Annotated in this window: 11 protein-coding genes and 1 pseudogene; 10 read left to right on the top strand and 2 right to left on the bottom strand. The window is 70.9% G+C overall.

Translation table 11 applies throughout. The features are described 5' to 3' along the window. From C1J01_RS50525 to C1J01_RS40690, 4 genes and pseudogenes are all read left to right on the top strand, one after another. A pseudogene (locus C1J01_RS50525) lies at nt 1-414 on the top strand (hypothetical protein); the annotation flags it as partial. 78 nt (nt 415-492) lie between these two features. Continuing rightward, complete coding sequence (locus tag C1J01_RS40680; protein ID WP_111184386.1) at nt 493-2730, top strand: SulP family inorganic anion transporter; 2238 nt, start codon at nt 493-495, stop codon at nt 2728-2730. A gap of 79 nt (nt 2731-2809) precedes the next feature. Beyond that, complete coding sequence (locus tag C1J01_RS40685) at nt 2810-3280, top strand: RrF2 family transcriptional regulator (RefSeq protein WP_111184387.1); 471 nt, start codon at nt 2810-2812, stop codon at nt 3278-3280. Nucleotides 3281-3325: 45 nt separating this feature from the next. Beyond that, entirely contained in the window at nt 3326-4531 is a 1206-nt protein-coding gene (locus C1J01_RS40690) for an MFS transporter (protein ID WP_111184388.1), read from the top strand. Here C1J01_RS40690 and C1J01_RS40695 read toward each other — a convergent pair. Further along, nucleotides 4528-4899 (bottom strand): DUF5997 family protein, encoded by a 372-nt coding sequence (locus C1J01_RS40695; protein ID WP_111184389.1) that lies wholly within the window; start codon nt 4897-4899, stop codon nt 4528-4530. The two genes, C1J01_RS40690 and C1J01_RS40695, sit on opposite strands and share 4 nt — an antisense overlap. Nucleotides 4900-4953: 54 nt before the next feature. On the opposite strand from C1J01_RS40695, the gene C1J01_RS40700 reads away from it, so the two are divergent. Then, nucleotides 4954-5679, top strand: a complete 726-nt coding sequence (locus C1J01_RS40700; RefSeq protein WP_235854991.1) for a LysR family substrate-binding domain-containing protein — start codon at nt 4954-4956, stop codon at nt 5677-5679. Between the two features lie 125 nt (nt 5680-5804). Here C1J01_RS40700 and C1J01_RS49330 read toward each other — a convergent pair whose 3' ends face one another. Next, nucleotides 5805-6098 (bottom strand): hypothetical protein, encoded by a 294-nt coding sequence (locus C1J01_RS49330; RefSeq protein ID WP_146615901.1) that lies wholly within the window; start codon nt 6096-6098, stop codon nt 5805-5807. 1018 nt (nt 6099-7116) lie between these two features. Between C1J01_RS49330 and C1J01_RS40705 the strand changes: the two genes are divergently transcribed. The 5 genes from C1J01_RS40705 to C1J01_RS40725 form a co-directional block, all read left to right on the top strand. Continuing rightward, nucleotides 7117-7545, top strand: coding sequence for a MarR family winged helix-turn-helix transcriptional regulator (locus C1J01_RS40705; RefSeq protein ID WP_111184391.1), 429 nt, complete (start codon nt 7117-7119; stop codon nt 7543-7545). Beyond that, on the top strand, nt 7535-8065 hold the full coding sequence (locus C1J01_RS40710; RefSeq protein ID WP_111184392.1) for an aspartate carbamoyltransferase: 531 nt from the start codon (nt 7535-7537) through the stop codon (nt 8063-8065). The genes C1J01_RS40705 and C1J01_RS40710 overlap by 11 nt, the downstream gene beginning before the upstream one ends. A gap of 193 nt (nt 8066-8258) precedes the next feature. Continuing rightward, on the top strand, nt 8259-8540 hold the full coding sequence (locus C1J01_RS40715) for a beta-eliminating lyase-related protein (protein ID WP_111184393.1): 282 nt from the start codon (nt 8259-8261) through the stop codon (nt 8538-8540). 48 nt (nt 8541-8588) lie between these two features. After that, entirely contained in the window at nt 8589-9233 is a 645-nt protein-coding gene (locus C1J01_RS40720) for a hypothetical protein (protein WP_111184394.1), read from the top strand. Between the two features lie 217 nt (nt 9234-9450). Next, nucleotides 9451-10964: MFS transporter (locus C1J01_RS40725; RefSeq protein ID WP_111184395.1), on the top strand; the 1514-nt coding region annotated here is incomplete at its 3' end.

Raw genomic sequence — 10964 nt, forward strand, 5'->3', positions numbered from 1 at the left:
CCCGCCAACCCCTACGCCTCGCCGGGCTCCTGGCCGGCGTTCGAGCAGCCCGCCTCGCGCAACCCGTACGAGGTGCGCGCCGGGTGGGCGGTGGCCGATGACTCCGAGCCCGTCACCGGGCCCACTCCGGCCACCGGCGTCCCGACGGCGCCGCACCGGGCGGTCTCGGCGTACGACGACGTGCTGTCGGCCCCGGCGCCGTCGCAGTCGCCGTTCACGGCGGGCGCCTACGAGACGGGCGACATCACCAGCAGCCCGGCGGCGGCCGCGTGGCCCGCTCCGCCGCCCGCGCCGGGCGCCGCGGCCCCGGGCGCGCAGCCCGTGTACTCGCCTCAGCCGGAGACCCAGGGCACCGAGCGGCGCGGCCGCCGGCGCACCCCGGAGCAGGACCCTCCGCACGACTACTACCGATGATCTTTAGCGCCTATTAATCCGCAAAACCTGCGTGACGTCCCACTCAACTGGGGACGGCGGAGCAATAGGGTTTGCTTCATGTTCCGCGACACGCAGAGTAGCTGGATAAGCACCCTCCGGCACGACGTGCCAGCCTCGCTCGTGGTCTTCCTCGTCGCGGTGCCCCTCTCCCTGGGCATCGCGATGGCCTCGGGAGCGCCGCTGGTGGCCGGACTCATCGCCGCCGTGGTGGGCGGCATCGTGGCAGGCGCCCTGGGCGGGTCCGCAGTGCAGGTGAGCGGGCCCGCGGCCGGACTCTCGCTGGTCGTGGTGGACCTCGTCCACACGTACGGGTGGCGGGCCACCTGCATGATCACCTTGCTGGCGGGGGCCGTACAACTCCTGCTGGGTGTGTTCAAGGCGGCCAGGGCCGCGCTCGCGGTCTCACCGGCCGTCATCCACGGCATGCTGGCGGCCGTCGGTGTGATCATCGCCCTTTCCCAGTTGCACATCGTGCTGGGCGGCAGTTCCCAGCACTCCGCCATCGCCAACCTCATCGAACTCCCCGGGCAGATCGCCGACATGCACGGGCACAAGGTCGCCGTCGGCGTGCTCACGATCGTGGTCCTGGCGCTGTGGACGCGGCTGCCGCAGCGGGTCAAGGCGGTCCCGGCGCCGCTGGCGGCGTTGTTCGTCGCGGCGGTGACGGCCTGGGCGTTCGGCTGGGACGTCACCCGCGTCGACCTGTCGGAGAGCGTCGGCGAATGGGCGTTCCCGGTCTGGCCCGCGGGCGACTGGCACATGATCGTCTCGTCGGTGCTGCTGGTGGCGCTGCTGGCCGGCTGCGAGTCGCTGCTGTGCTGTGTGGCCGTCGACGGCATGCACGGCGGGCGCCGCGCCGACCTCGACCAGGAGCTGACCGGCCAGGGTGTGGCCAACATGGCGACGGGCGCGCTCGGCGGCCTGCCGGTGGCCGGGGTGATCGTGCGCAGCACCGCGAACGTCAAGGCAGGGGCGCGGACGCGCATGTCGACGATCCTGCACGGGGTGTGGGTGCTCGTGTTCGCCCTGGGGTTCGGCTGGTTGATCAAACTGATCCCGCTGGAGGCGCTGGCGGCCCTGCTGGTGTTCATCGGCGTGCAGATGGTCAACCTGGGCCACGTGAAGAAGGTGCACGGGCACGGCGAGGTGCCGGTGTACGCGATGACCATGGCCGGCGTGATCCTGCTCGGGCTGGCCGAGGGCGTGCTGGCCGGCCTGGCCCTGGCCGCGCTGCTGGCGCTGCGCCGCCTGACTCAGGTGACGGTGCTGAAGCGCGAGGACCGCGACGGGCGGATGCACGTGACGATCTCGGGCTCGCTGACGTTCCTGGGTGTGCCCAGGCTGACGCGCGAGCTGCGCACGATCCCGGCGGGCGCCGACGTCGACCTCGACCTGAACATCGACTTCATGGACAACGGCGCCTTCGAGGCCATCCACTCCTGGCGGCTCGACCACGAGCGTATGGGCGGCGCCGTGCACATCGACGAGCTGCACGACGAGTGGTACGCGCTGGCGGCCAGCGGGGCGCGTACGTCGCCGGTGAAGTCGCCGCCGAAGGCGCCGGACCGCTGGTGGCTGCCGTGGGCGCACCGGCGCCGCCACGAGGAGCCGCGTCCGGTGCCCGCGGAGGGCGGCTCCGACGGCGCCTCGGCCGCGGGGCAGGCGGAGTGCCTGCTCACGGCGGGCGCGCGGGAGTACCACAGCCGTACGGCGCCGCTCGTGAAGCCCATCTTCACGGCGCTGGCCAAGCAGCAGCAGCCGTCGCACCTGTTCATCACGTGCGCCGACTCCCGGATCATGCCCAGCCTGATCACGTCGAGCGGCCCCGGCGACCTGTTCACCGTGCGCAACATCGGCAACCTGGTGCCGCGCAGGGGCTCGGAGCCGCACGACGACTCGGTGGTGGCGGCGATCGAGTACGCCACGCAGGTGCTGGGCGTGCACACGATCACGGTGTGCGGCCACTCCGGGTGCGGCGCGATGGCCGGGGTGCTGAGCGGCGGCGTGCAGGCGGGCAGCCTGCCGGGGCTGCGCAGATGGCTGCGGCACGGCAACCACAGCCTGGCCAGGTTCATCGAGGCCGAGGGCGAACGGCTGCACAGCGGGGCCCTCGACGTGTTGTGCCGGGTCAACGTGCAGCAGCAGCTGGAGAACCTGATGACGTACCGGAAGGTCGAGGAGCAGGTCAGGGCCGGGAAGCTGGAGCTGGTCGGGCTGTTCTTCGACATCGGCTCGGCCAGGGTGCACATGGTGCCGCCGCTGCGGCAGATGGTGCCGGCGGGCCGGGAGGACTGAGCCGCCGTCCGGGTTCGCCGCTCCCGTGGCGGCGAACCCGGCTTGCGCGGTAAAAAAGGGATGTCTAGTATCCCCTTTCATGCGGATGGGTGAAGGGGTCGAGTGGGGGCTGCACTGCTGCGTCACGCTCGGCTGGCTCCGGGATGAGGGCCCGGTGCCCATCGGCAGGCTCGCCGCCTGGTTCGACCTGCCGCAGGAGTACCTGAAGAAGCGCCTGCAGGCGCTGACCAAGGCCGGGATCCTGACCTCGACGCCCGGGGTGCGGGGCGGCTTCGCCCTCGCGCGCCCGCCGGAGCGGATCACGCTGATGGACGTCGTGGCCGCTCTGGAGGGGGCCGCCGAGCTCTTCCGCTGCGAGGAGATCCGCCAGCGTGGCGCGGGAGCCGAGGGCGCGAGGTTCTCCGGGCCGTGCGGGATCGCCGCCGCGATGCGCCGCGCCGAGATGGCGTGGCGGCGGGAGCTCGCCGCGCAGACCATCGCCGATCTGATGGCCGAGGCCCCCGCCTCTGGCGAACGCACCCGCCGGAACTACGCCCGCCTGCGCGCCTGACCGACGACGGCCCCTGTGCCGGGCTGAGTGAGGAGATAAAAGGGGATGTCTGATATCCCGGTCAAGCGGACCGATGCGGGCCTGGTGGGGCCCGTCACCGGGGAGCGTGGGCTCGGGAGAACCCTCGTCCTGGCGCTCGGCACGTTCGCGGTCGGCACCGACGCGTACGTGGTGGCCGGGTTCCTGCCGGCCATGGCGGGCTCGTTGCGGGTGTCGGAAGCGGCGGCCGGTCAGTCCGCGACCGTCTTCGCGATCGCCTATGCGGTGTTCTCGCCGGTGATGGCGACGGTCACCGCCCGGATGCCGCGCCGGGCGCTGCTGGTGAGCGCGTTGCTGGTGCTCGCCGTGGCCAACGCGGGCTCGGCGCTGGCGCCGGACTACCCGATGTTGATGGCCACCCGGGTCCTGGCCGCCCTGGGCGCCGCCGCCTTCACGCCCACCGCGGGCGCCGTGGCCGCCTCACTGGTCGCGCCCGCGCGGCGGGGCCGCGCGCTCGCCGTGGTGGTCGGCGGCCTGACCGTCGCGACGGCGCTGGGCGTGCCGCTGGGCAACCTCGCCGACAGGCTCCTCGACTGGCGGGCCGCGCTCGGCCTGGTCGCGGCGTTGTGCGGGCTCTGCGCGTTGGGGGTCTTCGCCGTCATGCCGGTCCTTCCCGGCGGTCCACGTGTCCTCTTGCGGCGCCGGCTCGACGCCCTGCGCCGTCCCGGCGTGGTGGCGGTGCTGCCGCTGACCGTGCTCGGCCTGGCCGCCAGTTACGGACTGTACGCCTACGCCGTCCCCATCCTGCACGCGCTCGGCGCCGAGGGCCCTGCGGAGATGTGGATGTTGTTCCTGTACGGCGTGGGCGCGGTCTGCGGCAACCTGCTGGCCGGCGTCGCGGTCGACCGGCACGGACCCGTCCGCGTCCTGGCGGTCGGGTACGTGGCGCTCGGGGTGACGCTCGCCGCGGCAGCCTGGGCGTCCGGAGCGGAGGTCCACCGGTTGCCGCTGGCCGGCCTGCTGATGGTCGCCTGGGGCGCCGCCACCTGGTTCCAGACGCCCGCCCAGCAGGTGAGGCTGATCTCCGCGGCACCTCAGGAGACGGCCGTGGTCGTCGGCCTCAACGCCTCGGCGCTCTATCTCGGCATCGCCCTGGGCACCGCGCTCGGCGGATCCCTCCTGCCGGCCGGCGTGCCCACCGCCCTGACGGCCTGCGCCGGCCTGGCCGTGCTCAGCCTCGCCTACCTCTTGATCACTCGCCGACACTCTTAGCGTTGCTTGAGGCGGAGTGCTTCCTTGCGGGCCTCTGCCTGGACGGACCGCTCGCGCTCCAGCCACGCCGGGTTCTCCGCCTTCAGCGCATCGATCTCGGCGGTCGTGAGCGGGGTGGTGATCCCGCCTCTGAGCAGGCCGGAGATGGACACCCCGAGCTTCGCGGCGATGACCTGCTTGGGGTGCGGGCCGTTGCGGCGCAGGTCGGCGAGCCAGACGGGTGGCTTCGCCTGCAACGCGTTGAGCTCGTCCCTGGAGACGACACCCGCCTGGAACTCGGCGGGAGTGGCCGAGAAGAGCACGCCCAGCTTCTTGGCCGCGGTCTCGGGCTTCATCGTCTGGACACTCTTCGGTTTGGGCGAGGTCATGGCGCAAGACTAGTCAGTCGGAACGGGTTCCCGTGACATCGGTACCCTGTGGCGGTGACTGATGGAGAGAGCGGCGCGGTGTTCCGGCTGGCGTACGTACCCGGGGTGACCCCCGCGAAATGGGTCAACGTCTGGACCGAGCGGATGCCCGACATCCCGCTCACCCTGGTCACGGTTCCCGCCGCCGAGGCGGTGGCGCTCCTGCGGGACGGCGGCGCCGACGCCGCGTTCGTCCGACTGCCGGTCGACCGCGACGGGCTCAGCGTGATTCCCCTCTACGTGGAGACCACGGTGGTCGTGGTGCCCAAGGACCACGCGGTGGCCGCCGTCGACGAGGTGGCCATCGCCGACCTGGCCGACGAGGAGGTGTTCCATCCTCTGGACGACACCATCGAGTGGGCGGTCCGGCCCGGGCTGCCCGCGTTCACCCGCCCGGCCACCACGGCGAACGCGGTCGAGCTGGTCGCGTCCGGCACCGGGCTGCTCCTGGTTCCGCAGTCGCTGGCGCGCCTCCACCACCGCAAGGACCTCACGTACCGGCCGGTGCCGGACGCGCCGCAGTCCCAGGTCGCGCTGGCCTGGCCCACGGAGGCGACCACTGAGCTGGTGGAGGACTTCATCGGCATCGTCCGCGGCCGGACGGTGAACAGCTCGCGGGGCCGTACCCCCTCCCCCACCGAGAAGCCGGCACCACGACAGACACCTAAACCCGCACAGAACCGCTCCGGCCGCCGGCCCGTACCGACCAGCCGCAAAGGAAAGAGCCACCGGCCCCGCTGATCTGCGCCGTGGCCGTCATGCCGCAGAAGCGGGGTCTTCATCCCCTCAGCCGCGCAAGGCCGGCTCCGGGGCACAAGTAAGTCGACCCCGACCGGAATTCGGCCTGTTCCTGATAGGTCGTCCCTTCAGGCTCGTTCCAGACTGTTCCATCGGTACGGACCGGTGGAAAGAGGTTGAGATGGAGCGCCGGCCGGGCGGTGGCAGACCCACAGTGTGCCCTCCTGGACGGCGGTGAGGTTCTTGTCGCCATGCTGCCAAACACAGACGACGTCCTTGTCGATATCCATGACACACCGCCAATCCTTGCGGTCCTCGTCGGAAGCCCTGACATTGTGCGCTGTCTTGAATTTCTCACGGCAGAAGCCCGACATGTCGCCGATCCCCGACGTCCTTCCCTTTCTGGTCTGCACAGATGCCACTGTTCAGATCCTCGGACAGAAATCTGAATTTCATACCCTCAGCCTTGCACTGCCAGTCGCACGCCTCCGCAAGCGGAACTTTTCGGGAACAGGAATCAGCGTCATTGCTGTTGAATTCGTACGAAGAACAGTATTTCGCCAGATCCAACCCGCCGACGGCCGTGGATGCCGCAGGCCTTGCCGGCTCGTAAACGAACAGCACCCCCGTGATGACTGACGCCAGGAGAAGGAAGGCGCCCCAGATCTCGCCCTGGACCATCTATCTTTCTGCCCCGTTTTGGGGGCTTCTCCGTCGCGAGACCCCCGAAACAAATCGGTCAGCTTGTCGGGATAGGCGCTGAGAAAAGCCGACAGGCCGAATGCGAGAGCGGCCAGCACGATGGCTATGACCATGCCCAGCCACCCCAGTGCGGTGGTGGGTGGAAGCTCAACGGGCGCGAGGGCTTCAACGCCGACTGTGGCCAGGCCGAAGAACAACGCGGCTACGACGAGCAGTAGAACGTATTGACCCCCTGTGACACGCTCCCCGTCATCGCCCATGAGCGGTCTCCCGTGATCACACTTGCCGGTACGTTTTGATCGCAATCAGAAGGCTTACCTTCCTTAGTCGCACGCCCGGTGCAACCCCCGATAACGATCATCCCGACCGTGCACGCACGGTATGTTGAGAGCTTGAACCTTGCAATCCGATTCGATGTCTTCGTAGTGAAGATGTGATCTGATTTCCCACCGAAAGGTGGGTTTCCTGAGGTGCGGCACTCCGTTGGAAATGCCTCAGCAGTGCGTGCGATGAGCCGCTCACGATTACCGGCCTACCGATACGGCAAATACGTGTCCGCCTCGCGAGGTAGCGGGCGAGGCGTCACGTCCGCGATGGAGCGAAGGCGGCTCTGCGGCTGGTCTGCCAGGGCTTGTCCGGGGCCGACGGCGCTTCACCCGCAATCGCCCACCTGAGCTTCCCTACCTGAACCGGTGCATCTAGTTGTGCGATGCAACCAGATGGTTGTACGTTCGAACCATGGCGGATGAGCGCGACCTCCAGGACGCCGTGGCCCGGTTCGTCCGGGCCTTCGGCCTGCACCAGCCCGACCAGACCCCGTGCGGGCGCCCCATCCCCACCTCGGAGGCGCACGCGCTGGGCGAACTGGCCCGGGACGGCGCGCTGCGGCAGAGCGAGCTGACCCAGCGGCTGCGCCTGGAGAAGAGCACCACCAGCCGCCTGGTCACGCAGCTCATCAACCGGGGCTGGGCCGAACGCGCCCCGGCCCCGGACGACGGGCGTGGCGTGCTGGTCCAGCTCACCCCCGCCGGAGTCAAGGCCGCCGAGCAACTGGCCAAGGCCAGGGCGGCCCGCTTCGCCGCGATCCTGGACCGCGTACCGGAAACCGAACGCACGGGCGTCCTGCACGCCCTCGAAGTCCTCACGGAGGCCATGGATGAAGCCTAGAAAGCGACGCATCCCCCTGCTGCTGGCCGGCGTTGCGGTGATCGCCACCGCATCGTGCGCCGCGGGCGAGACGAAGAACGGCCCGAACGGCCAGAGCACGGCGCAGGCGCCTGCGGACCGGCAGGCGGAGATCGCGGCCAAGAGCCGCGAGGTGATGCCGTTCGACCTGGAGCGCACCATGCACCGCTTCACCAAGACCGGCACGGGCGGCGAGCAGACCGTCACCGCCGAAGACCCCGCCGACGCCCAGCAGGTCGCGCTCATCCGCGAGCACCTGAGCGAGGAGGTCACACGCTTCGGCAAGGGCGATTTCGGTGATCCCGCCTCCATCCACGGCGGCGAGATGCCCGGCCTGCGCGAGCTGGCGGCCGGCCATGACCGGATCGACGTCCGCTACACCGAGGCACCCGCCGGAGCCCAGATCACCTACACCACCTCGGACGCGTCCCTGATCAAGGCGCTGCACGCCTGGTTCGACGCCCAGGTCTCCGACCACGGCGAACACGCCGAACACGGATAGCCCCATCCCCCGCCTGGTGCCCAACCCCCATACCTGGTCAAGACCCCGGGGATCAGAGCCACCTGTTGATACCCAACCCCCGTATGGTTCATGATGTCTCCAACGATGAAGGAGCCTTCCATGGCCGAGCCGAGTCCGCCCGTGCGGCGCTCGCTGTTCCCGCACGCGCCTGTTCCGGCGCAGGCCCCACCAGGTGCTGCACCAGACGCCGGCGCTGATGGGTGGCGACACCCCGCCGGACGGCCCGGACAGCCCGGTGGCGGTGCTGAAGCGGCACCCGGCCGATCTGCTCGGAAAGCAGGTCGCGCCGTTCTTCCCGAACGGCACGATGGCGAAGCAGACCGTGCTGCGGCGGCACGCCGACGGGCGCGAGCGCCCGGCCTGCGTCGCTCACCCGCAGTCGCGCCTGGAGGTGTGCAGGAGCAGGGCTACAACGCCCTGTCCGGCCAACGAACGCGCCGCACCGGCGATGTGAACAAGCTGTCACCCCCGGCGACCTGGCGGCGATCGGTGAGCCGCCGCGGTGGTGTGGGAGCTACCGCAGCGCGACCTCGGCGAGTCGCTGCCCGAATGGGCCGAGCCGTGCGAGCAGGTGGCGCTGTACGGGACCATCGCCCACCTGAACGGCGCCCGAATCTTCGAGACGCAGACCTACTACCGGCGGCCCTTTGCGGAGATCGTCGGCCTGCTCGACACGGTGTGCGTCTCGCTCTACAGGAGCCTGCGGCACCGTGCCGACCCGACACCGCCACGGTGGACGTCGCGCGGGGTGCGCGGCGCCGTGCCGACCACCGACACCGCCACGGGGGACATCGCGGGTGTGTGGCGGCAGCGCCTCGGCGGCGGCATCCGCGACGCCTGGCCGCCGGCCCTGGCGCACCCCGACGACCTGTCCGTACGCATGGTGACCTACCACGGGCATGCCATCGCCATCACGGCCGCGACCAACACCGACGGCGCCGCCCGCGTCCATCCCGACCCGCCTCAGACCTCGTGGTTCCACGTTCGCCTGCCGCCTCGAAGCGGACCAGCGCCGACCTTCGCGCCAAGCATGGCATCCGGCCATGGAGGCGGGTCCGCACGGACCCCGATCCCGGCAGGTGCAGTTTCGAGGTCAGCGTCGGCGAGGGCGCCGTGGGTTCCACCCCGGGCAAGGCGGCCGGCCTGATCCCGGAAGTGCAGGCCCACGCCGCCTGACCACGCCACCTCGCCGTTCCGTACCGTCCGGTGGGCGCATCCCCCTCCGCGGGGACATCGCCCCGAGCAGACCAGGCCACTCCCGACTCTGCTGGATGCCTTACCGGGGTAGGGTTCTGCGCCCGAGACAGGCGCGGCGGTGGATGTGACGCCGGTTCGCCACTCAACGATCAACGAAAGGTCATTGCATGTCATACGCCGACACCCCCTCCACCCGGCGTGCGGGGCCGAAGGACTGGCTGGGACTGGTGGTGCTGGTCCTGCCGGCCCTGTTGCTGTTCATGATGCTCACCATCTTGTTCCTGGCCATGCCGCAGCTGGCCGCGGACCTCAGGCCGAGCAGCAGCCAAGCCTTATGGATCATCGACATCTACGGGTTCCTGATGGCCGGGCTGCTGGTCACCATGGGCACCCTCGGTGACCGGATCGGCCACCGCAGGCTGCTGACCGGGGGCGCGGCCGTCTTCGCCGTCGTCTCGGCGGCCGCCGCAGCCACCTCCGACCCCGCCCTGATGATCGTCTGGCGGGCCGTGCTCGGCATCGCCGCGGCCACCCAGATGCCCGCCACCCTGGGGCTGATCTTCGCCACGTTCACCGACCCACGCCAGCGCGGCATCGCGGTCGGCATCTGGTCGGGCGGCATCTCCGTCGGCACCGGCCTCGGCCCGGTGCTCGGCGGGGCGTTGCTGGAGGCGTTCTCCTGGCGCGCGGCCTTCCTGGTCGCGGTGCCGGTGATGGCGGTGGTGGCGATCGGCGCGCCGCTGCTGCTGCCCGACAACCGCAACCCGGCGGCGGGCAGGCCGGACCTGTTCAGCGTGCTGCTGTCGCTGGCCACGCTGCTGCAGATCATCTACGGCGTCAAGGAACTCGCCAAGCCGGACGCGCTGCTGCCCGGGCTGGCCGCCATCGCGGCCGGGCTGGCGTTCGGCGCCTGGTTCGTCACCCGCCAGCGGCGGCTGAGCGAGCCACTGCTGGACGTGCGGCTGTTCGCCCACCGCACGGTCAGCGGCGCGCTGGGCGTCTTCCTGCTCGCCGCGACCGGACTCGGCGGCATCTACCTGCTGTTCACGCAGTACCTGCAGCTCGTCGAGGGCCTGTCCCCGCTGCGGGCCGGGTTGTGGGTGCTGCCCGGCGCCGCCCTGCTGGTCGTCGCCTCCACGGCCTCGCCCATCCTGGCCCGGCGCGTGCGCCCCGGCCGTCTGATCGCCGCCGGGCTGGCCATCCAGGTGATCGGCTACCTCATGATCAGCCAGGTGAACGCGGTGGGCGGGCTGCCGCTGCTGGTGGCCGGCTTCATGGTGCTGTATCCGGCCGTCGCGCCGACCATGGCGCTGACCACCGACCTGGTCGTCGGCTCGGTCCCCCCGCAGAAGGCCGGCGCCGCCTCCGGGCTCGCCACCACCTGCAGCGACCTGGGCATCTCCCTCGGCATCGCGATCATCGGCAGCATCGCCGCCGCCGTCTACCGCGCCCAAGCCGCCACCACTCTGCCTGGGGGCCTGCCGCCCGACGCCGCCGCCGCGAGCCGCGACAGCCTCGACGGTGCGGTCACCGCCGCGCAGACGCTGCCGGGCGAGTTGGCCGCCGCCGTGCTCGCCCCCGCCCGCGCCGCGTTCACCGGCGGGCTCAACACCACGGCCGTCATCGCCGCAGTCATCGCCGCCGGCGCGGCGGTGCTGGCGCTGCGGCGGCTCGGCCACGT

Origin of the sequence: Nonomuraea aridisoli (assembly GCF_003236395.1) — a bacterium.
GTDB lineage: Bacteria > Actinomycetota > Actinomycetes > Streptosporangiales > Streptosporangiaceae > Nonomuraea > Nonomuraea aridisoli.